We start from the raw sequence: 26,061 nt of genomic DNA, 5'->3' as shown, positions 1-26,061 counted from the left end.
AGGTGTTTATTGCTGACGTGCTGGCACATCAAAAACCTAATGAATCCAGCAGATCGTCTACCTGTTCTTGTGAGGCCACAACACCGACACCGTTGGAATCGAGTTGCGGGCCGTTCAGCAGGCTGTCATTTTCACGCTTCGCTTTAGCCTGTTGTTCAGGAATATTTTCCATCAGCACCATTAACAGCTGATTTTCGATTTCCTGTACCACGGTCATCATGCGTTTAATGACCTGACCGGTCAGATCCTGGAAGTCCTGTGCCATCATGATTTCCATCAACTGAGCATTGGTAAAACTGGTGTGCTCAGGGATTTCTTTCAGGTAGCTGCGGGTGTCCGTGACCAGCTCGCGGGCATCCGATAATTCAATCGGATTTTCAAACCATTCATCCCAACGCTTATCAAGTTTCTTCGCGGCAGATTCAAGTTTGTTCTGACGAGGCTGCGCAGCCTCAACACAGTTCAGGGCGCGTTCAGCCGCCTGAGCCGTCATGGTGACAACATAATCAAGACGATCGCGGGCATCCGGAATTGCTTCGGCTGCCTGAGCAATGGCCTGATCCAGACCAAGTTCACGCATGCTGTCACGCAACATACGGGTCAGTTGCCCAATGCGGGCGATAATTTCGCCCGCGGTTGCTGCATCATTTGCAGGCATTGGTATCTCTGCCATATACGGACTCCTACATGCCCAGTTTTTCGAAGATTTTGCCCAGTTTTTCTTCCAGCGTGGCGGCGGTAAAGGGTTTAACCACATAACCACTGGCCCCGGCCTGTGCGGCGGCGACGATGTTTTCTTTCTTCGCTTCTGCGGTTACCATCAGCACCGGCAACTTGCCCAGCGCAGCGTCAGCACGGATGGTTTTCAGCAGATCCAGACCGTCCATGTTGGGCATGTTCCAGTCGGATACCACGAAGTCAAAGCCCCCGGCGCGCAGTTTGTTCAGCGCATCAACACCGTCTTCTGCTTCTTCAACGTTGTTGAAGCCCAGCTCTTTCAGCAGGTTGCGCACGATACGACGCATGGTAGAGAAATCGTCTACTACCAGAAATCTCAGATTTGGATCGGCCATGTTTTATCTACTCCTAAGGTTTGCTACCCAGCACAAGGCTGAAAAATTAAATACGTAATGCCTGACCGGCTGATATTTGCGCCAGCATCCGCTGGCTGATTTGGCTGAGATCCACCACTTCGTTTACGCCACCGGTGGCGATAGCCTCACGGGGCATACCGAACACCACACAACTGGCTTCGTTTTGTGCAAGGGTGTAAGCCCCTGCGCGGTGCATCTCAAGCATGCCGGCGGCGCCGTCATTGCCCATTCCCGTCAGGATCACCCCAACGGCATTGCGTCCGGCAAACTGCGCCACCGAACGGAATAAAACGTCGACCGACGGACGATGGCGGTTCACCGCCGGACCGTCGTTCAACTTAACCTGGTAGTTGGCGCCACTGCGCGTGAGTTCCATATGTCTGTCACCCGGTGCGATATACGCATGGCCCGGCAAAACACGCTCTCCGTCTTCCGCTTCTTTCACCGTGATCTGACATAACTTGTTCAGACGGTCGGCGAAAGAACGGGTGAAACCCGGTGGCATATGCTGGGTAATCATCAGCGCCGGACAGGTCGGCGGCAGCGGTTGCAGCACGTGGCGGATAGCCTCTGTGCCGCCTGTTGATGAACCGATGGCAATCAGTTTTTCACTGCTCAGCAGCGGCGTATGGCTGAGAATACGCGGCTGATCAATGTTGACGCTTTTGTTCAGACGCGCTTTTGAGGCCGTGCGGATTTTATCGGCAATCATCTCGCTGTAGGCCAGCATACCTTCACGGATACCCAGTTGCGGTTTGGTCACAAAGTCAATCGCGCCAAGCTCCAGTGCACGCAGGGTAATTTCCGAGCCTTTGCCGGTCAGTGAGGAGACCATCACCACCGGCATCGGACGCAGACGCATCAGCTTTTCGAGAAAATCCAGGCCGTCCATACGCGGCATTTCAACATCCAGCGTCAGCACGTCCGGGTTGAATTTCTTGATGAGATCACGCGCCACCAGCGGATCGGGGGCGGTCGCGACCATTTCCATATCCGGATGGCTGTTGATGATTTCCGTCATCAGCTGACGCATTAACGCCGAGTCATCGACGCTCAACACTCTGATTTTATTCATTACCTCTCCTTGGCGAGGCCATAGACAGTCTGACCGCGCAAATAAAATTCCCGGCTGATTTGGCTGAAGTTTTCGGAGTGTCCGGCAAACATCAGGCCACCCGGTTTAAGTAACGGAACAAATCGGCGTAAAATTTTCTCCTGCGTTTCTTTATCGAAATAAATCATCACATTACGGCAGAAAATTGCATCAAACGGACCGTTCAGCTGCCACTGGTTCGCCAGCAGATTCAGTTGCTGGAAAGCCACCATCTGCGCCAGTTCGGGACGCACACGCACCAGGCCACTGTGCGGGCCTGTGCCTTTGAGGAAAAATTTCTGTAACTGCTGCGGGCTGAGCGTGCGCAGTTCTTCGAGGCGGTAAACCCCGGCGGTGGCTTTCTCAAGCACCTGCGTATCGATATCACTGGCCTGAATGCGGCAGCTTGCCATCCGCGGCCCCAGCGCTTCACTCAGCGTCATGGCGATGGAATAGGGTTCTTCGCCGGTCGACGCCGCCGTGCTCCAGACGCTGTAACTGTTCGGACGCGAACGGGCATGCTCTGCCAGGATCGGGAAGTGATGCGCTTCGCGGAAAAACGCCGTCAGGTTAGTGGTCAGCGCATTAATAAACGCCTGCCATTCCGGACTGTTGCTGTCGTTTTCCAGCAGCGCCATATAGCTGGTGAAATCATTAAGCCCGAGTATCCGCAACCGCCGGACCAGGCGGTTGTAGACCATTTCGCGTTTGTGATCCGCCAGCACAATACCCGCGCGCTGATAGATAAGCTCACTTATCCGGCGAAAATGGGTATCGGACAGCGGTAAACGCTGGATCATCTGTGCCATGATCGAAGTGTTATCAGCACTCATTGGCGAGCCTGGTTGATTCATGGTGCAGCTCCATTAGAGGGACAGGTGGTGTAACGGGTACCCAATTCACTCTTCATCTGGTATCAGAATGTTTCCCAGTTATCTGCCGATACCGCGCCTGCGGTTGCCGGAAGTAATGCGGGTTGGGCCACCTGGCGGGATGTCAGGCCCTGAGCCTGTCCGCTGCGGCGTTGACCTGCGCCGTCAGTGGTGGCAAGGCGAAACACCGATACCGCACGGGTCAGATTTTCAGACTCGATTTCCAGCGCATGCGTGGAAGAAGCGGCCTGCTGAACCAGCGTGGCGTTTTGCTGTGTAACCTGATCCATTTGGGTCACGGCAATCGATACCTGTTCGATGCCACGACTTTGTTCGTCAGACGCCGAGGCGATTTCGCCCATGATGTCAGTTACGCGGGTGACAGCACGAACGATGTCATCCATGGTATTTCCGGCGGATTCAACCAGTTGGGAACCCTGACTGACGCGGCTGACAGATTCATCTATCAGTGCTTTGATTTCTTTCGCGGCCTGTGCGCTGCGTTGTGCCAGGGTTCGTACTTCACCGGCCACGACCGCAAATCCACGGCCCTGCTCACCGGCACGTGCCGCTTCAACCGCCGCGTTCAGCGCCAGAATGTTGGTCTGGAATGCAATGCCATCAATAACGCTGGTGATTGCGCTGATTTTCTTCGAGCTGCCTGCAATATCATTCATGGTTTTCACCACGTTGCCGGTCAGTTCACCGCCTTTTTCTGCGGTATTCGACGCATCACGTGCCAGTTGTGTGGCCTGACGGGCATTCTCGGCATTCTGTTTCACGGTGGCGGTCAGTTGTTCCATGCTCGCTGCGGTTTCTTCCAGCGCCGACGCCTGCTGTTCAGTCCGTGAAGACAAATCAGTGTTGCCCGCCGCGATCCCTTTCAGGCCGGAGAACATGGTGTCAGCGCCGTGACGCACGGTGCGGACGGTGTCTGCCAGCGACGTTTGCATCTGCTGCAGGCTTTCCAGCATGACTTTAATTTCGTAGCGCCCTTCTGCAACGATGGGCGAAGAGATATCACCGGCCCCGATGCGGTCGAAATGTCCGCGCATAATGGTCAGCGGGGTAAACAGAATGCGGCGGGTCACGACCAGCGCCAGTGCCGTCAGGGCAATCAGCAGAACCAGGGCGACGGAGGTGTTGATCATGACATTCTGGTAAGACGCTGCGGTTTGCGTTTGCGCTTCCCCGAAGCGGGCACTGACGTAGGCAGTGTAATCACCGACATCTTTCTGGAACTGATCCTGATACTTTTGCGCCGGACCGTTCAGAAAACCGTTCATGTCGCCGCTGGACAGCAGTTCAGTCAGCGTCTGCAACATATCGTGCAGTTGCTGATAACTCGCCTTGTTCACAGCGGTCAGTGCCACCGCTTTTTCTGTTCTGCGGGGCAGAGCCAGAAATGCAGCGTAAGCGTCTTCGGCCTTTTTCAGGCTGGCTTTGGCATCCGACATCAGCTGAGTGATGTTTTCCTGGGGCTGTTTCAGCGCCAGACGCGTTGCCGCGCGGTTAAGGGTATTACGGGTCTGCAACAGATAAGACCAGGACTGGCTGAGCGCATCACGCTGTTCAGCGGTGTTGGATATCTGCTCAAAATTCAATTTATCCGTGTGGGCGGCCTGCAGCGATAACCCGCTGTTAACCAGTTGCATAACAAAGAACACTATCAATAACAAAAACATGCAGGTGGACACACGGATGTGCTTAAACATGGATAACCTCATTAGGTGCCAGCCCAGACCGGCACCTTTATTCTTATACCCTTCAGACTCGGGACTGCCTTTGCGTTAACGGCAAACCTGACTCTTTCGGGTCGCGATGTTATGTACGTGCTTAGAAGGTTTCCCAGTTTTCGGTTAAATCTGTTCCCTGCGCTCCACCCTTACCGGCTTTAGAACCAGAAAGGTTCGGAGTCAACAGAGACAGCCTCGCCGAAGATGCCGGATTCTGGCGCACGTTGTTATTTGCGGTCTGGCTCAGCGTAAACACGGCCACTGATTGCGTCAGCAGGCTCGCCTGCTCTTCCAGCGCCGCAGAAGCGGACGCGGATTCTTCAACCAGTGAGGCGTTCTGCTGCGTCACCCGATCCATTTCAGTGATGGCTTGTGCGACCTGCTCAATCCCGCGGCTTTGTTCATCCGATGCCGAGGTGATTTCGCCCATAATGTCAGTCACACGCGTAACGGCATTCACCATGTCATGCATGGTTTCACCGGCACTTTCCGCCAGCACTGAACCGGTATTAATGCGGCTGACAGAATCATCAATCAGCCCTTTAATTTCTTTTGCTGCCTGCGCGCTGCGTTGCGCCAGGGTACGGACTTCACCGGCCACGACCGCAAATCCACGGCCCTGCTCACCTGCACGCGCCGCTTCAACGGCGGCGTTCAGCGCCAGAATGTTGGTCTGGAAAGCAATCCCGTCGATCACACCGGTAATGTCGGTGATCTTTTTCGAGCTGCTGGCGATGTCATTCATGGTATCGACCACGTTTGCTACCACTTTCCCGCCCTTCTGTGCGGTTTCGGACGCGCTCAGTGCCAGCTGGCTGGCCTGACGGGCGTTTTCGGCGTTCTGTTTCACGGTCGCAGTCAGCTGTTCCATACTGGCGGCGGTTTCTTCCAGCGCAGACGCCTGCTGTTCAGTACGTGAAGACAAATCACTGTTGCCTGCGGAGATCTCGCTCGCACCGCTGTAAATTGCATCAGCGCCATGACGTACACCGGAGACCGTGCGGATCAGTTCGTCCTGCATGTACTTGAGACTATCGGCAAGCTGGCCGATTTCATTACGGCTTTTCACGACTATTTCGTGCGTCAGATCACCGGTTGCAATTTTACGGATGGTATCGACGATATTTTTCAGCGGATGGATCAGGATGCGTTGCACGCCAGTCCAGGCCAGCAGGATGAAAATCGCCAGCACAATCAACACGGTACCCAGCATCCATATGGCATGCGTAAAGGAATTCTCGCTCACTTTCACCGCCTCGTTATACAGACGGTCGTTCTGATCGATATAGGTGACGAAAGCTTTTTCGAAGTTGTCCTGATACTGCTGAGTCGGTTGTTCGAAGAAGTCATTGATACGCCCCAGACCAATCAGCTCAATCAGTTCCGAAAGCGCGTCATGCAGCACCTGATATTGCTTTTTGGCGTCGGCAGCAAATTGCGGGTTCTGGCTGGCATCAGCGGGGATTTTTTGATAACTGGCAAAGTGCTGATCGGCGATTTGCAGATCTTTGGTGGCGGTATCAATCAGTTCTTTGACCGTTGCACCGCTGCCCATCTGGTTGGCGTCGAGCATGAAACGGATACCCGCGCGGTTCAGGGTGTTGCGGGTTTGCAGCAGATAAATCCAGCTGGCGTTAAATTCTGCCTGTTGTAAACGGATTTGCTGAGACGTGGTGAAATTATCTTTGTCTGTCTTTAACGATTTAAAGAACAGGCCACCGGATACCAACTGTAAAGCACCGAAGACCACCAGTAAGATCACGATGCCCGTGACCACTTTCATACGGTTAAACATGTTGTTCCTTTTCAAATGAGAATTATCTGGAACAGTTATCGGCAGGAAGAACAGGAACTTTATGTGATGGGGGTCAAATTTTTTCGGGGGAAGTGATCAGGCAACGGTGGCGACAAAACTCTTTAAAACTGCGATGCGATGGGCATCCGGATTGACCAGAAGGTCGTGATGAATCATCAGCACCACGCCTTTAAGTAACTCTGTGGTGTTGTCGATCTGGGACAGGGATTTGAGTTTTTCGATATCATTACCGATCTCGCGCCCTTTCAGGGAAAGGCGCTTATTGGCCAGACCGGTCGCCAGTTCGGACGTCAGCAAGGTCACCAGGCGCAGGGCCGCTTCAGGGTTTGATGCCAGCTGATGAATATAATATTTGAGCAGTAACGGCACGAAATCAGGGGTTGCCCCCAATTCCGCACTCGCCATATTCAGCAGATCAATCATGTGCGCAGGCACACGGGTTTCCACGGCTTTGCGTTGTATCTGCAACTGTTTTTTGATGGCAGGCACAGACTGAAAAGGGATCACCGCAACGCTGTCGCAGGTTTTACATACGCCCGCGATGATATTTTTCACCATACCGCTGCCGTCATCAAACGGCACATCGCGCAGCTGATAGCTGACAATGCGAAAAGCCTCACAGACGCCACACATCGCCTTTTTCTCGTCTCCGACTTTATAAATAATCATATTCTTCCTTAATGATGAACGCTGATAAAAACACTGGTGGGCTCTGTAAAATACCACTTGATGTACTAGGGTACTCCGGCACTACTGACGGTGATGATGTGGACATCAATACTGCTGTCAAAATGGTAGGGGCGAACCTGATAATTATCTCCGGATGCCCTGCCGATTAAGGCCGCCACTTCAAAGGGCGAGATGTCACCCGTACTTAACAAATTCTTAAGCTGAATCCCGCGTCTTGCCTCAAATTCAATATTTCCATTCTTCAAACATTCGATCACCTTCCATTTGATCTCTCTCAAACTCATGAGCCCTCAATGTACGCCAGTTGTCGTACTTAATCAAATTATCATTTTGCATCACGACTATTTCCGTGAAGCCCCGTCCCGCAGGGCTATCACGCCATATTCAGTAAAAAGATGCGCAGGAAAAATGATTATTTTTCAGGTAAATGGAAGACATTACGCAAAAACGCGCTGCACGATATGCAACGCGGATTTGTAAACTCAGGACGGCTCGCAAGACACCGTTTTACGCCGCCCCCTGCCGTTAAAAAGCAAATAACTGAGAAGTGCCAGTACCCAGACGCCTGCCGCGCCATAGAGCAGAATGCCTGCAAAGCCATCAGTCAGTGCCTGCGCAATCAGTCCGCTTTGCAGGGTTTCAATGGCTGAGCCGCCTGCAATACGTTCTGCCAGCAAAGATAGATCCCCTGCTGCGGGCATGACTTTTTTCAGGCTCCCGGCAATTCCCGCCACCAGCAGGTTTCCCATGAGCGCAATGTTGATCGCCAGGGTAATCAGGCGCGCACTGATATCAATCCCCGACGCCATTCCCGCGCGGTTGGCCGCAACAGAGCCGGTTGTGGTGTTGGTGACCGGCGTATTGGTCAGCCCCAGCGCAATGCCTGCCAGCAGCGCGCCCGGCAATAAGCTGAGGTGATGAACGACGGCGATTTGCATCAGCATAAAACCTGCGCCTATTGTGAATAATCCCAGCGGGATCAGACGTGACGCGCCAAAACGTGTTGTCAGTTTTTCACCGAGCGGTGGCATCAGCAACGTGGGTAACGTATAAGCCAGCAGGGCCATACCGGTAGCGACACTGCCATAACCCAGCCCGCCCTGATAATACACCGGCAGATAAATCATCAGCGGCCAGAAGCTGAAATTCATCCCTACCGACCCCATCAGCGCACCAGAAAATGCCCGGACGCGGAAGACCGAAAAATCAAACATCGGGTGCGGATGGTGTTTTTCAATGCGGATGAACATCACCGCGCTGACGGCGGTAGCCAGCAGAACGGCGCCTGCTGTGACACTGTTCCAGCCCAGACTGCTGCCCTGAGTAATGAGGAACGTCGCGCCCAAGACCGTGACCGAAAGGGTAATCAATCCCCCCAGATCCAGTTTTTTAGCCTGTCCGTCACGGGATTCCACCACGTTTTTCAGCGCCAGAATCAGGGTCAGTACGGCGATAACAACGTGGATCAGAAACACCCATCGCCAGCTCAGCCAGGCGACCAGCGTGCCGCCGATGATCGGGCCGAACCCTAACCCGAAACCAAACGTAATCCCCCATGCGGCAAACGCCTGACTGCGCGCTTTACCTTGCGGAAACTGCGACGAAAGGATCGCAATCAGGCAGGTCAGCATTGCGCCGCCGCTCAGTCCCTGAAGAAAACGTCCTGCGATAAGCCATTGTGCGCTACCGGCGAGACCGCACATCAGCGAGGTCAGCCCGAACGCTGTAATGCTGATGATAAAAACACGTTTCCGTCCATAGCGGTCTGCCAGCGTACCGGTCGCCATCAGTACCGTGGTGCAGGCGAGCGTGTAAGCGTTCATGATCCACTGAAGCTCGCGGAAACTGGCATGCAGTTCCTGTTCGAGTACCGGTGATAATACGGGGACGCTGGAAATTTCCAGCCCCGACATCAGGGCGGCCAGACAAACCGCCATCAGTGCGAGTGTGTTTTTCATGATTAAATCCTGCGGGGATAAGAGACGCATAGCATGGAAGATTGGCGTCAGAGTAGAAATCTGCCGGTATGCCATGTATCGTCAAGATCGTGCCAACCTGAGGGTTATCCTTTCATGCAAAAAGTTGATCTGCCGCTGATGTCTTCCTCCCGCCATCCCGCTGCGCCCAACCGGCGACTGGTGCTGCTGGCTTATGAATGTCTGTGTACCTTCGAGTTTGGCATCGCCGTCGAAGCCTTTGGCCGTGCCGATGAACTCACGGGCGAACCGCTGTACGAGTTAGCCGTCGCGTCGGTAGAAGAAGGGACTTTCGGCGCGCAAGGTGGCGTGCGGCTGGTGGTGGATGGCGGGCTGGAACTGCTGGAAGACGCCGGTACGATTGTGATCCCCGGCTGGCGAAGCATTCACGAACCGGCGTCTGAGCGGCTGATTGCTGCGCTGCAAAAAGCCCATCACAACGGGACAAGAATTGTGTCGATCTGCGCGGGAAGTTTCGTGTTGGCCGCTGCGGGTTTGCTGGACGGTAAACGCGCGACGGCGCACTGGAACAGCACCGATGTCCTGGCGCAAAAATTCCCTGACGTGCAGGTTGAGCACGGCATGATTTATGTCGATGAAGGCAGCATCATCACTTCTGCCGGAGGTGCGGCGGGCGTCGATTTGTGTCTGCATCTGATCCGCCGTGATTATGGTATCGAAGTCGCTAACCGTACGGCGCGCCGCATGGTGACGCCGCCGCTGCGCGAAGGGAATCAGGCTCAGTTGATCCAGCAACCGGTACCACGGCATCAGACAAAAACGCTGGCGCCCTTGCTCGATGACTTACGCGGCCATCTCAATACACCGCTGGTGATTGATCAGCTCGCCAGACAAGCCGGTATGAGCCGCCGCACCTTCCTGCGCCGCTTCCATGATGCTACCGGCACCACACCGGGAGAATGGATGCTGACCGTGCGGCTGGAAAAAGCCTGCGCCCTGCTGGAAAACGGCACACTGAGTATTGACCGCGTTGCCGAACAGGCCGGTTTCGGATCGCCGGAAACTTTACGTCATCATTTCCGCCAGCGGCTGGGCATGTCGCCGACACAATGGCGCAAGACGTTTGTTGAACGGGATTTGGTGGGGTGAGTTTTGGGGGGCTGGCGGCAGTGGACTTCCGCCGCCCTGGTGATGCATTTCTAAGCTGCCTGTCCGGCAGTGAACTGGATTCTTCTTTTGTGCGCGTGCTTGTCGTTTTTCTAAGCTGCCTGTGCGGCAGTGAACGCAGGGTTTCGTTAACAAACGATTTGCACACTTTTCTAAGCTGCCTGTGCGGCAGTGAACCGTTATCCGGCTGTTCCATCTTCGCCACTGAGTTTCTAAGCTGCCTGTCCGGCAGTGAACTGTTGGGTTTTCAGGTTTACGCTTTGAACGGCAAGAGATTATCCCTGTTTTAGCAGAAATACCCTCTTTTTTTGTGTGTTCGCGTGCACTCATTAAATCAATGAGTTAGGAGCAGTGCAAAAAAGAGGGTCAGTCTGGAGATGTCATTAATACCCCATCCCGGCCTTCCCCTTCGCCGGGGAACGAGCAAGAAAAAAACTTCTGCCCTTATTTTTAACAGGAAGAATCAGAACGAGGGTTTTATTCGATCGAGACTGGCGTGATCAAAAATCTTGCTGAACGGAGCGGCCTGAAGACCGGGGGCTTCAGGACCGGGAGAAGGCATCGCGGAGCGACAAGATTTTGCGCCACACGCTACGGTGACAGAACATGTCCGTCGTGCCTGCGACAGCGCGCAGTGAAAAAAACGTGGAGTCCAGAGGCCCGCGCGATTGCGGGTCTCTGGGCCAGTGTGGGCGGCGAGGCCACGACCTTGACCTTGACCTTAAAAACGAAAATCAAATTTTCGTCACACTATCAACGAGTGCCATTTCTTCACTGCTCAGCAGCTTCTCAATATCCACCAGGATCAACATACGGTCACCCAGCGAACCCAACCCCGTCAGATACTCCGTCGACATGGTCACGGCGAATTCCGGTGCCGGGCGGATCTGATCCTGGCTCAGCGACAGCACGTCTGATACGCCATCAACCACGATCCCGACAACGCGGTTTTCGAAGTTAAGTACAATCACCACCGTGTTTTCGTTGTAAATCACATCTTCCTGAGCGAATTTCACCCTCAGGTCGAGGATCGGCACGATGACGCCGCGCAGGTTGGTGACACCTTTAATAAAGGCCGGGGTGTTAGCAATACGGGTTACCTGATCGTATCCACGGATTTCCTGCACTTTGAGGATATCGATGCCGTATTCTTCATCGCCTAAAGTAAAGATCAGAAATTCCTGACCTACTGTTTCGCCCGCAATTTTCGCCACGGTTGCAAGTCCTGCCATGTTGTTCACCTTTGCTTTTATCTTTAAATCGGCCTGAGTTTTTCACACCCGGCAACCATGCGGTCACCGGCAGCTTTGCTTGTTATGCGGCGGAGGAGCCTGTTGCTAATTTATCGCGGTTCAGTGACTGCAGTGCAGACACGTCCACGATCAGCGCCACACTGCCGTCGCCCAAAATAGTGGCGGCGGAAATGCCCGGTACTTTGCGATAGTTGCTTTCCAGGTTTTTCACCACAACCTGATGCTGACCAATCAACTGATCAACCAGCAACGCGTAGCGACGCCCTGCACTCTGCAAAATCACCACAATGCCCTGCGTGGCTTCGGTTTTGGCGTCTTCAACATCAAAGACGTTGTACAACTCAACCAGCGGCAGGTATTCACCGCGCACCTGCAGAACACGTTCGCCACCGGCCATCGGATGCAAATCCTCTGACAGCGGTTGCAGAGATTCCATCACCGCGTTCAGTGGCAGAATGAAGACTTCTTTACCGACTTTCACTGACATCCCGTCGAGGATCGCCAGCGTCAGTGGCAGCAGGATACGGATGGTGGTGCCTTTGCCCTGCTGGGAATGGATTTCAACGTGCCCACCCATTTCCTGAATGTTTCGTTTCACCACGTCCATGCCGACACCACGGCCTGAAACGTCAGTGACTTTTTCTGCGGTCGAGAAGCCAGCGGCAAAGATCAGCATGCCGACTTCTTCATCGCTCATGTTGTCATGGACGTTCATGCCCTGCGATGCGGCTTTCGCCAGAATACGTTCGCGGTTCAGACCGGCACCATCGTCGATCACTTCGATGCAGATATTGCCACCCTGATGTTCCGCAGAAAGCGTCAGGTTACCGGTGGGTTCTTTACCATTGGCAATACGCACATCCGGCGTTTCCACACCGTGATCCAGACTGTTACGCACCAGGTGCGTTAACGGATCGATGATGCGTTCGATCAGGCTCTTATCCAGTTCGGTCGAGCTGCCAAGCAGTGTCAGTTCGATTTGCTTATTCAGTTTGCTGGCCAGATCTCGCACCAGACGCGGGAAGCGGCTGAACACGAATTCCATCGGCATCATACGAATCGACATCACCGATTCCTGCAAATCACGGGCATTACGTTCGAGCTGGCCCATGCTGTTGAGCAGGTCACTGTGGACAACCGGATCCAGCAGATCTGAACGCTGTGCCAGCATGGACTGGGTGATCACCAGTTCGCCCACGAGGTTGATCAACTGGTCAACCTTTTCAACAGCAACACGGATGCTGGTGGATTCAGGGGCTTTAGGTGCACGGGCTTTCGCCGGTTCGCTGTTCGGCACTGCCGTCAGTACCGGAGCCTGACGGGCGACGACCGCCGGTGCTGCGGCCACTTCCGCCACAACAGGCGCGGATGCGGCAACCGCAACGGCTTCAGAAGCAACCGCTGCCGGGGCGTGAGTGAAGCTGATTTGTTCCGGCTCCAGCACAAAACACAGCACGGCAATAATGTCGTCTTCGCTAACCGTGGTGACCAGGGTGGCTTCCACGCTGTCATCAGTCTGAACCGGATCTTTTATCTCGCCAAGATTGCCGAGTTCCTCCAGCATCACAGGAATTTCCTGTGTTTTCAGGCCGGAGAGACGAACGCGCAAATCGCCCTTCCCGGCAGCGGGTGCAACCGGCGCTGTCGCGACAGATTGTGCCGCTGTCTGGTCTTCAACCACGTGAAGATCAGGCACAGGTTCACGCGCCTGTTGCGCTTCGAGGGCCAGTTGTCTCAGGGCCGCACAGATATATTCAAAGCTTTCTGCGTCAGGATCCCGGGAAGATTTATAGGCGTCGAGTTGCTCCTGCATAATGTCTTTTGTTTCCAGAAACAGGTTGATGATGTCGGTGCTCAGGCTCATTTCAGCGCGACGAGCACCGTCGAGCAGGTTTTCCAGTAAGTGAGTCGTTTCCTGTAAAACCGTAAATCCAAACGTGGCTGCACCGCCTTTGATTGAGTGCGCTGCGCGGAAAATCGCATTCAGTTGCTCAATGTCAGGCGCCTGCGGATCAAGTAACAACAGATGTTGTTCCATGTCCGCCAGCAACTCGTCTGCTTCATCAAAAAATGTCTGATAAAAATCAGTAATATCCATGCTCACGTGATCACCTCTGCTGTGAATCGCGGCTTGTTAATGTGTCGCAGGTGCCGTGCCCGCCGCGGCAGCCGGAGCTGCCGTCGCAGGTTGAGCGCCTGCCGAGGGTGTCACTGGCGTCTGCGTCTCAATCCCGGGTATTGATGGTGCTTTCTCTGGTGTGGCCGGTGCCGGGTTTGCCTGTGGCGCTAACGCCGGAGCTGCCGGAGCCGAACTCATTTTTGGTGCTAATGCCGGCACTTTTTGTGTGCCTTGTACTTGTCTTTGCAGCTCGCCAGCGTCACTGATCGTGATCGCCTCGCCCTCGCTGTTTTCCCGTTCAATCGCTTCTTCCGCGTGTTTGTTCAGGACCAAAATACTGATACGACGGTTGATGGCGTCACCTGCCGGGTGGTTTTTCAGTTGCATGGAAGACCCCATGCCCATCACCCGCAGGACTTTCCCTTCGCTGAGGCCGCCGCTCATCATCTCGCGACGTGAAGCATTCGCGCGCTCAGTCGACAGTTCCCAGTTGCTGTAGCCACGTTCACCTGTGGCATACGGCATGTCATCGGTATGCCCCGCCAGACTGATCTTGTTCGGAAAACCATCCAGTACCGGGGCAATCGCCCTGAGGATATCGCGCATGTACGGCTCAACAATCGCGCTGCCAAGCTGGAACATCGGGCGGTTTTTGCTATCGATAATCTGAATGCGCAAACCCTGCTCGGTCAGGTTAATCATCAGGTGTGGACGTAAATCTTTCAGCCGCGGATCCGACGCCAGCATGTCTTCCAGCTTTTGCTGCAACCGCTGTAAATCGTCCGACTCACGCTTACTCGCCCCCTGCGACTGCTCCATTTTATGGACTTCCCCGTCCTGTACGGTCGGGTCTTCGCCACCGCCCGGGATCGGGCTGGTAGCATCGCTGCTGCGCGGCCCGCCGGTGATCGCCACCGCAAGGGGGGTACGGAAGTATTCGGCAATTTGCACCAGTTCTTTAGGGCTGGAGATCGAAATCAGCCACATCACCAGAAAGAAAGCCATCATCGCTGTCATAAAGTCAGCGTAAGCAATCTTCCACGAACCGCCGTGATGCCCTCCGCCGTGCTTATTCTTTTTCTTGCGTACAACAACGATTGGATGGCTCTGATGCTTCATACTTTTTCTTCTTCAGTTTGTTTCTGACCCGGCGACTTGACCTGGCGAACGTGTTCCTCCAGTTCAATAAAGGAAGGCCGCTCCGAGGTGTACAACGTTTTACGGCCAAATTCGACGGCAATTTGTGGCGCATAACCGTTAATGCTCGACAGCAATGTCACCTTGATGCACTGCATCATTTTGGCGTTTTCAGCACTCTTCTGGCGTAACACGCTGGCCAGCGGAGAAATAAAACCGTACGCCAGCAGGATACCGAGGAAGGTGCCGACCATCGCGTGGGCAATCAGTGCCCCGAGTTCTGCGGCAGGTCGGTCAGCAGCGGCCAGGGTATGTACGATCCCCATTACCGCAGCGACGATACCGAATGCCGGGAGTGAGTCACCCACCAGCGCCAGGCTGTTCGCCGGCACTTCACTCTCGTGCTCGTAAGTTTCGATTTCCTCGTCCATCAGCGCTTCAATTTCAAAGGCATTCATGTTGCCGCTGACCATGAGGCGCAGATAGTCAGTCAGATATTCGACTAACTGTTTATCGGCAAGGATGCGCGGATAATTAGCAAAAATGTCGCTTTCGGCCGGATTGTCGATGTCATTTTCCAGCGACAGCATCCCCTGTTGGCGTGATTTGGCTAATACCCGGTAAAGCAGCGCCATCAGATCCATATACAACGCTTTATTGTATTTTGATGCGCGGAACAACTGCGGCAGCGCGCGCATGGTGGATTTGATCGCTTTGCCGTTGTTACCGACGAAGAAGGCACCGATGCCGGCACCGCCAATAATGAGCAATTCTGCGGGTTGGTATAACGCGCCCAGCTCACCGCCGACGAGCATGAAACCGCCGAACACAGAGCCCAACACCACGATGTAACCTATTATCACTAGCACGATGAATCCTTAATTCGATGTGGTTTTAGGGCGAGGTTAAGCGCGCGCCATGTGCCTGACCGATTTGTGCCGTAGAAACGTGCATAAAAAGTGTCAGAGAATGGCTGAGATGTTAGGGGGGAATTGATGAGCGGTGGTAGCCACCGCTCAGAACGACTTACTGCAACCCAACTATCTCAAACTGCGTGCTTGACCTGTTCGTCCAGCTCTTGAGATGTTATATCGGCAACCTGCGGGGAAAGTTTACGTTTTTTTACTGCTCGGGACGGGGGCTGGCAAAGACTGCAAACAAACCCGTGGCGGGGTTGGTGTGCATGGGTAATAAATGAGCCATCACAGCAGTTACACGCTGAAAGCTGCAACATGCCGCTGTCGACAAAACGTACTAACGTCCAGGCACGGGTCAGCGCAAGGATCGGCGCTTCCCCCGGCTGCTCAGGACACTGTTCCAGATATAAACGATAAGCCTTGATCACCGCCTCCACGCCATTACAGTGGCCGCTCTTTAGCAGGAAAGAGTAAGCGTTGTAAAACATGGAGGAATGGATGTTCTGTTCCCAGGTCATGAACCAGTCAGTAGAGAACGGCAACATGCCTTTCGGGGGAGGACTTCCTCGCAACTCTTTGTACAATTTAATCAGTCGGCCACGACTTAATTGCGTTTCGCTTTCCAGCATCTGCAATCTGGCACCCAGCGTAATCAGTTCCATAGCCAGCTGAATGTCCCGTGCTTCCTGAACAATACTTTTTTCTGCTGGCTTGGTTGACGCATCTTTACCAGACATAGCTACGCCCTTTTCTTCATCGCGCCGCTTTCTTTCGCGGCCAGGCCTTTCAGCAGATGGCTGGACAACAAGATACCGGTATGGATTTGTTGTAAGTCATCCACCCGCGATTCCTGGGTCAAGCGTTCAATTGTCTTGCTGTCATCAAAGCGGAACTGACACAAAAGCTGGTTCGTTTCAGCTAACTTCACCATCTGAGGCAGCGTCAGCTGTCTCAGGGTATCTGCCATAACGTCATCGATCCCCAGGCGAAACATCGCCGAGGCCTTTTCGTCGTTAATCAAACGCTGTGCCAACAGTAAATATGACAGGTTGATATCATATATGTGCTTAAGCAATTCGGACATTCTGTTCTACCCCATTACCGATGCCGTTTTTTTAAGACGGCGGATTGATAGACATATTCCATGCAGCAAGAGTTTTACCCGGCGTGACAGGAGTATTTTTTACTATCAAAACAATTGGATCATTGGCTGATTAATAAATCTCACGATGATTATTAGATTTATCACGCGGTATTTACTTCACCGCCAATACAAAGTTGTTCCTGATGTAAACTAAATTAATTGTGACAATTGCACTGCTAAGTAATCGAAAAACACTTTAGTTTTGGTGTACTGGCAGAGTCCGTTGCTGTGATGGCGCCTCATTCAGTGAAACGCTTTTACATACATTATTAGGAATAATCTTACTACGCTGCAACTCTAACCCCGTTTCCTTTATACATACAATCTTACCGTTGACGAATTTTGAATAAAGTGTGATGGAGATCACACTTTATGACTTTATTTTGCTTCTGAAAGTGCAATTTATCGTAAAAATTTGCGCATTTTTAAGCCAAAAGTAAAAAAGCGTCTAAAAAGCTCTCTTCAGACAGCCTTTTTTAGCCTTTTTTAGATCAATTTGTACAAAGGCCAACCAAAGCCAAATGAACAGCACAGATAATAATTAATAACTTCTCATGCAGCTATTTATGCTGGAAATTTCAAATAGCATGATCATTGTGCTAAATACACTCAACCCAGTCAGCACAAGGGTTTTCGGGGAGTTGTCCTAATGGTTTGTGAGGAAATTAAGCGCGAATTGTTCTTAAACCGTGAGCAAGCACGCGGTTTAAGAAATAAAAAGACAATTATTGTAATAATTTATGATCGGACATGCGGAAACATCCAGCAACAAGGCCGGATTGATAAGAAGAAGTGATGGAATGGCATAGTGGTGCCGAACTTAACCTATCGGCAACTGTTCAGGAAAACTTTAATCATTGTGCTTAAAAAAGTGCTTTATACCGCGCAATAGCAAATAAAAAGCGCGTGACTAGGAATTTTATTACCAGACCAGCATCTGTCGCCAGTTTCACCTGCAGATTAGCGATTAAAACGCATTTTTAACTACGCTGTCAGAAGAATATTAGACAGCAAGCTTAAAAAATGTACCGCCATTAAGCCGGCTAATTAAACGGAAGGATAAAATAGGCGTTGCAGGATAAATGAATAATTTCCTGCACATGAGAAAGGGGTTTTCCGAACGTTAATGCAGCAGACACTTAACAACCTGCCGAAATTTCCGGCAGGTCATAACGTGAAATTATCTACACCGCGTTTGGTGATTAAAAAGGCATGGTTCGCGGATCAGGATGCTGATATTCAAAGCCAAGTTCTTTGCAGATCCGCTCACCATCGACGATTTTGCCCTTCTCTGCTGAAGCTTGTTCAGCAAAAGTCGGCGGCTCCAGCCCCATCTGTCTGGCCAGCGCCGGATAAAACTCCGCTTTGGCAGGATGAGCAGGTGCGCACAGGTTATATGTATGGCCGCCTTTCGGCAGACTGAGTAACAACGCAATCGCGGCAATCACATCATCCTGATGCACCAGGTTGACGCCATGCTGACCGCCTTTCACCTGCGTCTTTCCGGCCATAAAACGTCCCGGATGGCGATCGCCGCCGACCAGACCGGCCAGACGCAGTACATCGACAGACGTATTGGGTAAACCATGGAGCCAGGTTTCGAGTTCTTTGAGCACCTTTCCGCTGGTCGTGACCGGTTCAAGCGACGACCCCTCACGCACCACCCCCTCTCCTTCGCCATAAACAGATGTCGAGCTGGTGAAAATAATGCGTTTGACGTTATGCGCCAGCGCGCTGTCGGTTAACAGCTGTACCGCCTGGAAGTACAGTTCACTGCCTTCCACCGTCCGGCGCGCAGGCAGGGTAATGATCAGCGCATCGACATTCAGCAACTGATCGAGATCTTCCGCCGCACATTCCATCTGCGGCGTAAACACCAGCGGGAAACACTCGATCCCCACGGCTCTGGCGGCATCTACCCCATCCGGCGTGGTTTTACTGCCGACCACCTGATAACCTTTTGAAGCCAGCGCCATCGCCAGTGGCATTCCCAGCCAGCCCAGTCCGATAATCGAAACCTTCTTCATACTTCGCTCCGTTGTTTCATTGGCATGTGGCATCACATCACCCACTGCTGATACTGCTTCCTTTATACTAGCAAATGTCACCTTTTCCCGGTTCAGCCTGCGTAAGGTTTTCTCTGCCTCTGTTAACAGATCATTCATTTATTCGATGAAAACCCTGCTGCGGATAAGAAAAACTCATCATCGGAAAAAAAGGTTGCGCTGTTACCGCCCGATAGTTTAGTTTTATTGGCAGCGAATTTGATATGTGTGGCGAATGATTCAAATCTGAATCACGCGGCATATAAATGAACATACTGAGACACTGACATGACAAACGTTCTGATTAACCACCGTCATCACCATCACCCTGACTAGTCTTTCAGGCGATTGGTGCTGGGAGACTGTTTAGATCTTCCAGTGGCGCAGAACGCAGAGATAGCCCCCGGAAGATTTCTTCCGGGGGCTTTTTTTTGGCCTGACGGATTGAAGTTAACGCCTTTAAACAAACGATTTTTACGATAAATAATTAAGAAACTGAGGTCATCATGCTGGATAAAACACGTTTACGGATAGCAATGCAAAAGTCAGGTCGCCTGAGCGATGAATCACGCGAACTGCTGGCCCGCTGCGGGATCAAAATCAACCTGCAGGAACAGCGTCTGATCGCCTTCGCAGAAAACATGCCGATCGACATTTTGCGCGTGCGTGATGACGATATCCCGGGGCTGTTGATGGACGGTGTGGTGGATCTGGGCATCATCGGTGAAAACGTGCTGGAAGAAGAGTTGCTGAGCCGCCGCGCCCAGGGCGAAGACCCGCGTTATTTCACCCTGCGTCGTCTGGATTTTGGCGGTTGCCGTCTGTCACTGGCGACGCCACTGGACACGGAGTATACCGGTCCGCAAAGCCTGCAAAACGCCCGCATCGCCACCTCGTATCCGCACCTGCTCAAGCAATATCTCGATAAAAAAGGCGTCGATTTCAAATCCTGCCTGCTGAACGGTTCTGTGGAAGTCGCCCCGCGCGCCGGTTTGTCGGATGCGATTTGTGACCTGGTCTCTACCGGCGCCACGCTCGAAGCCAACGGCCTGCGTGAAGTGGAAGTGATTTATCGCTCCAAAGCCTGTCTTATCCAGCGCGACGGCGAAATGCCACAAGAGAAACAACTGCTGATCGACAAAATGATGACCCGTATTCAGGGCGTTATTCAGGCACGCGAATCCAAGTACATTATGTTGCACGCGCCGAGTGAGCGTCTTGATGAGATCGTTGCCCTGCTGCCGGGCGCTGAGCGTCCGACCATTCTGCCGCTGGCAGGCGATCAGCAACGTGTGGCCATGCACATGGTCAGCAGCGAAACCCTGTTCTGGGAAACGATGGAGAAACTGAAAGCGCTCGGCGCCAGCTCCATTCTGGTTCTGCCAATCGAAAAAATGATGGAGTAAGCCATGAAGCCTGACGCGTTCACTACCCCGATTGACTGGCAGCAATGCGACGAACAACAGCGTCGCGAGCTGCTGACACGCCCGGCAATTTCGGCGTCTGACCGTATTACCGAATCTGTCAGTGAAATCCTGCGCCGCGTGCGCAGTGAAGGTGACAGTGCGCTGCGCGAGTTTTGCGCCCGCTTTGATAAAACTGAAGTCCAGGAATTGCGCGTCACTGCACAGCAAATCGGGGCAGCGGCCGCGCGTTTAGGTGAGGATGTTAAACAGGCGATGGCACATGCCGTGCGCAATATCGATACTTTTCATCAGGCACAAAAACTGGCTGTGGTGGATATCGAAACCCAGCCAGGCGTACGTTGCCAGCAACTGACCCGCCCTATTCAGTCCGTGGGCCTGTATATTCCGGGCGGTTCTGCGCCGCTGGTGTCCACCGTATTAATGTTAGCGACCCCGGCGCGTATTGCCGGATGCCAGAAAGTGGTGCTGTGTTCTCCGCCGCCGATTGCCGATGAAATTCTGTATGCCGCGCAACTGTGTGGCGTGGAAGAGGTGTATCAGCTTGGCGGTGCGCAGGCAATTGCCGCGCTGGCCTTTGGCACCGAAACCGTGCCGCGCGTGGCGAAAATCTTCGGGCCGGGCAATGCCTACGTCACCGAAGCCAAGCGTCAGGTCAGTCAGAGCCTGGACGGCGCGGCAATCGATATGCCAGCCGGGCCTTCAGAAGTGCTGGTGATTGCCGACAGTGGCGCAACACCTGACTTTGTCGCCTCTGATTTGCTTTCTCAGGCAGAACACGGCCCCGATTCTCAGGTGATTTTGCTGACGCCGGATTTGAAAATGGCGCAGGCGGTCGGCGAAGCCGTTGAACGCCAGTTGCAGACATTATCCCGCAGCGAGATTGCCCGTCAGGCACTGGCAAGCAGCCGTCTGATTGTGGCGAAAGACATCGCACAGTGTATCGAAATCAGCAATGCGTACGGTCCGGAGCACTTGATTTTGCAAACCCGTGAGCCGGAGCAACTGGTCGACAGTATCACCAGCGCCGGTTCAGTATTTCTCGGTGACTGGTCACCGGAATCCGCAGGCGATTACGCTTCCGGCACCAACCACGTCTTGCCGACTTACGGTTACACGGCCACCTGTTCCAGCCTCGGTCTGGCAGATTTCCAGAAACGCATGACCGTTCAGCAGTTAACGCCTGAAGGTTTGCTCGGTCTGGCAAATACCATCGAAACCCTGGCGCAGGCTGAACAACTGACCGCACACAAAAATGCCGTGACTTTGCGCGTTAACGCTTTAAAGGAGCAACGCTGATGAGCAATGAAAACACCCTCAGCGTTCAGGCGCTGGCACGTAAGAATGTGCAGGAACTGACCCCGTATCAGTCCGCACGTCGTCTCGGCGGCAACGGTGATGTGTGGCTTAACGCTAACGAATACGCCATCGCGCCACAGTTTGAACTGACGCAGCAGACCTTTAACCGTTATCCGGAATGTCAGCCTGCGCTGGTCATCAACCGTTACGCAGCTTATGCGGGTGTTGACCCGGAACAGGTGCTGGTCAGCCGTGGCGCAGACGAAGGCATTGAACTGTTGATCCGCGCATTCTGTGAACCGGGCAAAGACGCTATTCTTTATTGCCCGCCGACTTACGGCATGTACAGCGTCAGCGCCGAGACAATTGGCGTGGAAGGCCGCACCGTGGCCGCAAAAGCCGACTGGTCTTTGGATCTCCCGGCCATTGAAGCCGCGCTGGATGGCGTGAAACTGGTTTATGTGTGCAGCCCGAATAATCCGACCGGCAATATCATCGATCCGCAAGAGATTCGTGCTGTGCTGGAAATGACCCGCGGACGCGCCATTGTAGCGGTCGATGAGGCCTATATTGAATTTTGCCCGCAGGCGACAGTGTCGGGCTGGTTGCAGGAATATCCGCACCTGGCGATTTTGCGCACGCTGTCCAAAGCGTTTGCCCTCGCCGGTTTGCGCTGCGGCTTCACGCTCGCCAACAGCGACCTGATTGGGTTATTAATGAAAGTGATCGCGCCTTATCCTTTATCTACGCCTGTAGCCGATATCGCTGCACAGGCGCTGAGCCCGGAAGGGCTGGCGATAATGCGTCAGCGGGTGACTGAAGTGACGGAAAACCGCGCGTGGTTGCGGGAAGAAATGGAAAAATGCGCCTGCGTTGAAGAGGTTTTTGCCAGCGACACTAACTACGTCCTCGTCCGCTTCTACGCTTCAAGTGCCGTCTTTAAAAACCTCTGGGATCAGGGCATTATCCTGCGTGACCAGAACAAGCAACCGGGACTTTCCGGCTGCCTGCGGATCACAATCGGTACCCGGGAAGAACTGCAACGGGTGATCACCGCCCTGCAGCCTTTACCTGGCGCTACCGCATTCACTCTTAATGATAATCAAAATAGCCCCCGCAAGGAGCACATGTGAGCCAGAGTCCGTTATTGCAAAAAACACTGTTTATCGACCGCGACGGTACCCTGATTTCCGAGCCACCTGAAGATTTTCAGGTCGACCGTCTGGACAAACTGGCCCTCGAGCCGGGCGTCATTCCGGCACTCTTAGCGCTGCAAAATGCCGGTTTTAAACTGGTGATGATCACCAATCAGGACGGTCTGGGCACCGCCAGTTTCCCGCAGGAAACCTTCGACCCGCCGCACAACCTGATGATGCAGATCCTGACTTCACAGGGCATCGTTTTCGACGAGGTGCTGATTTGTCCGCACCTGCCAGCCGATCACTGCGATTGCCGTAAACCAAAAACCAAACTGGTGGCGGGTTATCTGGAAAGCGGCGTACTGGACACGGCAAACAGTTATGTGATTGGCGACCGTGACACTGATATCCAGCTGGCGGCCAATATGGGTATCGCCGGGCTGCGTTATCAGCGCGATACGCTGAACTGGGCGACGATTGCAGAGCAACTGACTCAACGTGACCGCCATGCAAAAGTTAACCGCGTAACGCGTGAAACGGCCATTGATGTGGATGTCTGGCTGGATCGCGAAGGTGAAAGCAAAATCCGTACCGGCGTCGGTTTCTTCGACCATATGCTGGATCAGATCGCTACGCACGGCGGTTTTCGTATGAACATCGAAGTGAAAGGCGATTTGTATATCGACGATCACCACACGGTGGAAGATACCGCACTGGCGCTGGGCGAAGCGCTGAACAAAGCGCTGGGCGATAAACGTGGCATTGGCCGTTTCGGATTCGTACTGCCTATGGATGAATGTCTGGCTCGCTGTGCACTGGATATCTCCGGGCGTCCGCACCTGGAATACAAAGCTGAATTTAACTATCAGCGCGTCGGCGACCTGAGCACGGAAATGGTCGAACACTTCTTCCGTTCACTGTCTTATGCGATGGCCTGTACCCTGCACTTGCGTACTAAAGGCAAGAACGATCACCACCGTGTTGAGAGCCTGTTCAAAGCCTTTGGCCGCACACTGCGCCAGGCAATTCGTGTGGATGGCAACACCCTGCCGAGCTCGAAAGGAGTGCTGTGATGAATGTCGTTATCCTTGATACCGGCTGTGCCAACCTCTCTTCCGTGAAATATGCAGTTCAGCGTCTGGGCTATGAGCCAACGGTGAGCCGTGAACCGGAGATTGTGTTGCAGGCTGACAAATTGTTTTTACCGGGCGTCGGCACGGCGCAGGCGGCGATGGAACAGCTCGAACAGCGTGAGCTTATTGACCTGATCAAAGCCTGCACCCAACCGGTGCTGGGGATTTGTCTGGGCATGCAACTGCTGGCTTCATCGAGCGAAGAAAATGGCGGTATCGATACGCTGGGTATTATTGAGACGCCGGTGCGGCGCATGCCAGACCTTGGTTTGCCGCTGCCACATATGGGCTGGAATCAGGTCACCGCCAACGCCGACAGCCATTTATTCCGCGGCATTGATGAAAATGCTTACTTCTATTTCGTCCACGGATTTGCCATGCCGGTATGCGAAAACACGGTCGCTCAGACACTTTACGGCGAGCCCTTCAGCGCCGCCGTACAAAAAGACAACTTCTTCGGCGTGCAGTTTCATCCCGAACGTTCCGGTGCCGCGGGCGCACAGTTGCTGAAAAACTTTCTGGAGATGTAAACAGCATGATTATTCCCGCTTTGGATTTGATCGAAGGCAGCGTGGTGCGTTTGCATCAGGGCGATTACGGTCAGCAACGTGACTACGGCAATGATCCGTTACCGCGTTTACAGGATTATCAGCAGCAAGGTGCGCAGGTTCTGCACCTTGTCGATTTAACCGGCGCGAAAGATCCGGCTGCACGCCAGATCCCTTTGCTGACGAAATTACTGGCCGGTGTTTCCGTGCCGGTGCAGGTCGGTGGCGGCATCCGTAATGAGCAGGACGTTGAAGCACTGCTTAACGCTGGCGCAACCCGCGTGGTGGTCGGTTCGACCGCAGTGAAAGATCCAGCGACCGTGCAGGGCTGGTTCAGCCGTTTCGGCGCGGATGCGCTGGTGCTGGCACTGGATGTACGCATCGATGCCGAAGGTAGCAAAAATGTGGCCATCAGCGGCTGGCAGGAAAACTCCAATGCCACGCTGGAACAGGTCGTCGAGCAATATCTGCCGTTCGGCCTGAAACATGTGCTGTGCACCGATATTTCCCGTGACGGTACGCTGGCCGGTTCCAACGTCGAACTTTATCGTGAAGTGACAGCGCGTTATCCGCAGGTGGCGTTTCAGGCTTCAGGCGGTATCGGCTCACTGGATGATATCGCTGCATTGCGTGACAGCGGTGTGGAAGGCGTGATTGTCGGGCGCGCATTGCTCGACGGTAAATTTAATGTGACGGAGGCAATTTCATGCTGGCAAAACGGATAATCCCCTGCCTCGACGTTAAAGACGGTCAGGTCGTCAAAGGCGTACAGTTCCGCAATCACGAAATCATCGGCGATATCGTACCGCTGGCGCAGCGCTATGCGCAGGAAGGCGCGGACGAACTGGTATTCTACGACATCACCGCCTCAAGCGACGGCCGCGTAGTGGATAAAAGCTGGGTATCGCGCGTGGCTGAAGTTATTGATATCCCTTTCTGCGTGGCGGGTGGCATTAAGAGCCTTGAAGATGCCAGCCAGATTTTACAGTTTGGTGCAGATAAGATTTCTATTAATTCCCCTGCCCTGGCGGATCCGACACTGATCACCCGCCTTGCCGACAGGTATGGTGTACAGTGTATCGTCGTGGGTATCGATACGTGGCACGATACAGAGACGGGAACTTATCAGGTTCATCAGTTTACCGGTGATGAAGCGTGTACTAAGATCACCACCTGGCAGACTATCGACTGGGTGAAGGAAGTGCAGGAACGCGGCGCAGGTGAAATTGTGCTGAATATGATGAATCAGGACGGCGTGCGTAACGGATATGACCTTGAGCAACTGAAGATGATCCGCGAAGTGTGTCATGTTCCGCTGATCGCTTCGGGCGGCGCGGGGACCATGTCACACTTCCTTGACGCCTTCCGCGAAGCACAGGTCGACGGCGCACTGGCCGCCTCCGTGTTCCACAAACAAATTATTAATATTGGCGAGCTGAAAAGCTACCTGGCCGAAAATGGCGTGGAGATCCGCTTGTGAGTAATCAGGATGTAAAAA

Annotated in this window: 24 protein-coding genes and 1 other annotated feature; of the genes, 8 read left to right on the top strand and 16 right to left on the bottom strand. The window is 53.5% G+C overall.

All coding sequences use genetic code 11. From position 1 onward, the window contains the following. Positions 1–28: 28 nt before the first annotated feature. The 9 genes from cheZ to AACU55_RS22820 all read right to left on the bottom strand — a co-directional run bounded on the left by cheZ (position 29) and on the right by AACU55_RS22820 (position 9,259). A complete protein-coding gene (gene cheZ / locus AACU55_RS22860; RefSeq protein ID WP_013575155.1) occupies positions 29–673 on the bottom strand; it encodes a protein phosphatase CheZ in 645 nt (214 codons plus the stop codon). Between the two features lie 10 nt (positions 674–683). Continuing rightward, the gene (gene cheY, locus AACU55_RS22855; RefSeq protein WP_013575154.1) at positions 684–1,073 is read right to left on the bottom strand and encodes a chemotaxis response regulator CheY; all 390 of its coding nucleotides are present in this window, start codon (positions 1,071–1,073) and stop codon (positions 684–686) included. Between the two features lie 46 nt (positions 1,074–1,119). Further along, entirely contained in the window at positions 1,120–2,169 is a 1,050-nt protein-coding gene (locus AACU55_RS22850; RefSeq protein ID WP_013575153.1) for a protein-glutamate methylesterase/protein-glutamine glutaminase, read from the bottom strand. Next, positions 2,169–3,041 (bottom strand): protein-glutamate O-methyltransferase CheR, encoded by an 873-nt coding sequence (gene cheR / locus AACU55_RS22845; RefSeq protein ID WP_013575152.1) that lies wholly within the window; start codon positions 3,039–3,041, stop codon positions 2,169–2,171. The genes AACU55_RS22850 and cheR overlap by 1 nt, the downstream gene beginning before the upstream one ends. A 62-nt stretch (positions 3,042–3,103) precedes the next feature. After that, positions 3,104–4,774, bottom strand: coding sequence for a methyl-accepting chemotaxis protein (locus AACU55_RS22840; protein WP_134706185.1), 1,671 nt, complete (start codon positions 4,772–4,774; stop codon positions 3,104–3,106). A 121-nt stretch (positions 4,775–4,895) separates the two neighbouring features. After that, complete coding sequence (locus AACU55_RS22835; protein ID WP_013575150.1) at positions 4,896–6,590, bottom strand: methyl-accepting chemotaxis protein; 1,695 nt, start codon at positions 6,588–6,590, stop codon at positions 4,896–4,898. Positions 6,591–6,686: 96 nt separating this feature from the next. Further along, positions 6,687–7,280, bottom strand: coding sequence for a hypothetical protein (locus AACU55_RS22830; protein WP_037034841.1), 594 nt, complete (start codon positions 7,278–7,280; stop codon positions 6,687–6,689). Between the two features lie 65 nt (positions 7,281–7,345). After that, positions 7,346–7,585: a hypothetical protein gene (locus AACU55_RS22825; RefSeq protein ID WP_134706184.1), complete on the bottom strand. Its 240-nt coding sequence runs from the start codon at positions 7,583–7,585 to the stop codon at positions 7,346–7,348. A gap of 198 nt (positions 7,586–7,783) precedes the next feature. Beyond that, a complete protein-coding gene (locus AACU55_RS22820; RefSeq protein ID WP_134706183.1) occupies positions 7,784–9,259 on the bottom strand; it encodes an MFS transporter in 1,476 nt (491 codons plus the stop codon). A gap of 114 nt (positions 9,260–9,373) precedes the next feature. On the opposite strand from AACU55_RS22820, the gene ftrA reads away from it, so the two are divergent. After that, positions 9,374–10,387: a transcriptional regulator FtrA gene (gene ftrA, locus AACU55_RS22815; RefSeq protein ID WP_037034847.1), complete on the top strand. Its 1,014-nt coding sequence runs from the start codon at positions 9,374–9,376 to the stop codon at positions 10,385–10,387. 752 nt (positions 10,388–11,139) lie between these two features. On the opposite strand, the gene cheW is transcribed toward ftrA, so the two are convergent. From cheW to AACU55_RS22780, 7 genes are all read right to left on the bottom strand, one after another. Further along, the gene (gene cheW, locus AACU55_RS22810) at positions 11,140–11,637 is read right to left on the bottom strand and encodes a chemotaxis protein CheW (RefSeq protein WP_013575095.1); all 498 of its coding nucleotides are present in this window, start codon (positions 11,635–11,637) and stop codon (positions 11,140–11,142) included. A gap of 82 nt (positions 11,638–11,719) precedes the next feature. Further along, positions 11,720–13,756 (bottom strand): chemotaxis protein CheA, encoded by a 2,037-nt coding sequence (cheA, locus tag AACU55_RS22805; RefSeq protein WP_205960137.1) that lies wholly within the window; start codon positions 13,754–13,756, stop codon positions 11,720–11,722. A 36-nt stretch (positions 13,757–13,792) separates the two neighbouring features. Further along, positions 13,793–14,896: a flagellar motor protein MotB gene (gene motB, locus AACU55_RS22800; RefSeq protein ID WP_013575093.1), complete on the bottom strand. Its 1,104-nt coding sequence runs from the start codon at positions 14,894–14,896 to the stop codon at positions 13,793–13,795. Beyond that, positions 14,893–15,783 carry a flagellar motor stator protein MotA gene (gene motA, locus AACU55_RS22795; protein WP_013575092.1) on the bottom strand — a complete coding sequence of 297 codons (891 nt, stop codon included), beginning with the start codon at positions 15,781–15,783 and terminating at the stop codon, positions 14,893–14,895. The genes motB and motA overlap by 4 nt, the downstream gene beginning before the upstream one ends. Positions 15,784–15,959: 176 nt before the next feature. Further along, positions 15,960–16,568 (bottom strand): flagellar transcriptional regulator FlhC, encoded by a 609-nt coding sequence (flhC, locus tag AACU55_RS22790; protein ID WP_013575091.1) that lies wholly within the window; start codon positions 16,566–16,568, stop codon positions 15,960–15,962. 2 nt (positions 16,569–16,570) lie between these two features. Continuing rightward, on the bottom strand, positions 16,571–16,915 hold the full coding sequence (flhD, locus tag AACU55_RS22785; RefSeq protein ID WP_013575090.1) for a flagellar transcriptional regulator FlhD: 345 nt from the start codon (positions 16,913–16,915) through the stop codon (positions 16,571–16,573). Between the two features lie 1,262 nt (positions 16,916–18,177). Next, the gene (locus AACU55_RS22780) at positions 18,178–19,002 is read right to left on the bottom strand and encodes an SDR family oxidoreductase (protein WP_134706181.1); all 825 of its coding nucleotides are present in this window, start codon (positions 19,000–19,002) and stop codon (positions 18,178–18,180) included. 329 nt (positions 19,003–19,331) lie between these two features. Beyond that, positions 19,332–19,453 (top strand) — a sequence feature (His leader region). A gap of 73 nt (positions 19,454–19,526) precedes the next feature. On the opposite strand from AACU55_RS22780, the gene hisG reads away from it, so the two are divergent. Genes hisG through hisF form a run of 7 tightly spaced genes read left to right on the top strand, consistent with a single transcriptional unit; the run spans position 19,527 to position 26,043 of the window. After that, positions 19,527–20,426 carry an ATP phosphoribosyltransferase gene (hisG, locus tag AACU55_RS22775; RefSeq protein ID WP_134706180.1) on the top strand — a complete coding sequence of 300 codons (900 nt, stop codon included), beginning with the start codon at positions 19,527–19,529 and terminating at the stop codon, positions 20,424–20,426. Between the two features lie 3 nt (positions 20,427–20,429). Next, entirely contained in the window at positions 20,430–21,743 is a 1,314-nt protein-coding gene (gene hisD / locus AACU55_RS22770; protein ID WP_037034855.1) for a histidinol dehydrogenase, read from the top strand. Then, on the top strand, positions 21,743–22,876 hold the full coding sequence (hisC, locus tag AACU55_RS22765) for a histidinol-phosphate transaminase (protein ID WP_134706179.1): 1,134 nt from the start codon (positions 21,743–21,745) through the stop codon (positions 22,874–22,876). Before hisD ends, hisC begins: the two co-directional genes overlap by 1 nt. A 14-nt stretch (positions 22,877–22,890) precedes the next feature. After that, positions 22,891–23,955, top strand: a complete 1,065-nt coding sequence (hisB, locus tag AACU55_RS22760) for a bifunctional histidinol-phosphatase/imidazoleglycerol-phosphate dehydratase HisB (protein WP_015689709.1) — start codon at positions 22,891–22,893, stop codon at positions 23,953–23,955. Then, positions 23,955–24,545: an imidazole glycerol phosphate synthase subunit HisH gene (gene hisH, locus AACU55_RS22755; protein ID WP_134706178.1), complete on the top strand. Its 591-nt coding sequence runs from the start codon at positions 23,955–23,957 to the stop codon at positions 24,543–24,545. Before hisB ends, hisH begins: the two co-directional genes overlap by 1 nt. Before the next feature lie 5 nt (positions 24,546–24,550). Further along, positions 24,551–25,288: a 1-(5-phosphoribosyl)-5-[(5-phosphoribosylamino)methylideneamino]imidazole-4-carboxamide isomerase gene (gene hisA, locus AACU55_RS22750; RefSeq protein WP_121019429.1), complete on the top strand. Its 738-nt coding sequence runs from the start codon at positions 24,551–24,553 to the stop codon at positions 25,286–25,288. Beyond that, positions 25,270–26,043: an imidazole glycerol phosphate synthase subunit HisF gene (gene hisF, locus AACU55_RS22745; RefSeq protein WP_134706177.1), complete on the top strand. Its 774-nt coding sequence runs from the start codon at positions 25,270–25,272 to the stop codon at positions 26,041–26,043. Before hisA ends, hisF begins: the two co-directional genes overlap by 19 nt. Positions 26,044–26,061 lie beyond the last annotated feature (18 nt).

Source organism: Rahnella sp. CJA17(1/100), assembly GCF_963881615.1.
GTDB classification, from domain to species: Bacteria; Pseudomonadota; Gammaproteobacteria; order Enterobacterales; family Enterobacteriaceae; genus Rahnella; species Rahnella aceris.
Note: the sequence above shows the minus strand (reverse complement) of the source record. Positions and strands in the feature narration are given on the sequence as shown.

Bases quoted from the DNA above. Each gene is read 5' to 3' on its own strand.
- AACU55_RS22835 (WP_013575150.1), bottom strand. From the start codon at position 6,590: ATGTTTAACCGTATGAAAGTGGTCACGGGCATCGTGATCTTACTGGTG.
- AACU55_RS22825 (WP_134706184.1), bottom strand. From the start codon at position 7,585: ATGAGTTTGAGAGAGATCAAATGGAAGGTGATCGAATGTTTGAAGAAT.
- AACU55_RS22850 (WP_013575153.1), bottom strand. From the start codon at position 2,169: ATGAATAAAATCAGAGTGTTGAGCGTCGATGACTCGGCGTTAATGCGT.
- cheW (WP_013575095.1), bottom strand. From the start codon at position 11,637: ATGGCAGGACTTGCAACCGTGGCGAAAATTGCGGGCGAAACAGTAGGT.
- hisG (WP_134706180.1), top strand. From the start codon at position 19,527: ATGCTGGATAAAACACGTTTACGGATAGCAATGCAAAAGTCAGGTCGC.
- hisC (WP_134706179.1), top strand. From the start codon at position 21,743: ATGAGCAATGAAAACACCCTCAGCGTTCAGGCGCTGGCACGTAAGAAT.
- hisA (WP_121019429.1), top strand. From the start codon at position 24,551: ATGATTATTCCCGCTTTGGATTTGATCGAAGGCAGCGTGGTGCGTTTG.
- hisH (WP_134706178.1), top strand. From the start codon at position 23,955: ATGAATGTCGTTATCCTTGATACCGGCTGTGCCAACCTCTCTTCCGTG.
- hisD (WP_037034855.1), top strand. From the start codon at position 20,430: ATGAAGCCTGACGCGTTCACTACCCCGATTGACTGGCAGCAATGCGAC.
- flhC (WP_013575091.1), bottom strand. From the start codon at position 16,568: ATGTCTGGTAAAGATGCGTCAACCAAGCCAGCAGAAAAAAGTATTGTT.
- ftrA (WP_037034847.1), top strand. From the start codon at position 9,374: ATGCAAAAAGTTGATCTGCCGCTGATGTCTTCCTCCCGCCATCCCGCT.
- cheY (WP_013575154.1), bottom strand. From the start codon at position 1,073: ATGGCCGATCCAAATCTGAGATTTCTGGTAGTAGACGATTTCTCTACC.
- flhD (WP_013575090.1), bottom strand. From the start codon at position 16,915: ATGTCCGAATTGCTTAAGCACATATATGATATCAACCTGTCATATTTA.
- hisF (WP_134706177.1), top strand. From the start codon at position 25,270: ATGCTGGCAAAACGGATAATCCCCTGCCTCGACGTTAAAGACGGTCAG.
- motB (WP_013575093.1), bottom strand. From the start codon at position 14,896: ATGAAGCATCAGAGCCATCCAATCGTTGTTGTACGCAAGAAAAAGAAT.
- AACU55_RS22840 (WP_134706185.1), bottom strand. From the start codon at position 4,774: ATGTTTAAGCACATCCGTGTGTCCACCTGCATGTTTTTGTTATTGATA.
- AACU55_RS22780 (WP_134706181.1), bottom strand. From the start codon at position 19,002: ATGAAGAAGGTTTCGATTATCGGACTGGGCTGGCTGGGAATGCCACTG.
- cheA (WP_205960137.1), bottom strand. From the start codon at position 13,756: ATGGATATTACTGATTTTTATCAGACATTTTTTGATGAAGCAGACGAG.
- cheR (WP_013575152.1), bottom strand. From the start codon at position 3,041: ATGAATCAACCAGGCTCGCCAATGAGTGCTGATAACACTTCGATCATG.
- cheZ (WP_013575155.1), bottom strand. From the start codon at position 673: ATGGCAGAGATACCAATGCCTGCAAATGATGCAGCAACCGCGGGCGAA.
- AACU55_RS22830 (WP_037034841.1), bottom strand. From the start codon at position 7,280: ATGATTATTTATAAAGTCGGAGACGAGAAAAAGGCGATGTGTGGCGTC.
- AACU55_RS22820 (WP_134706183.1), bottom strand. From the start codon at position 9,259: ATGAAAAACACACTCGCACTGATGGCGGTTTGTCTGGCCGCCCTGATG.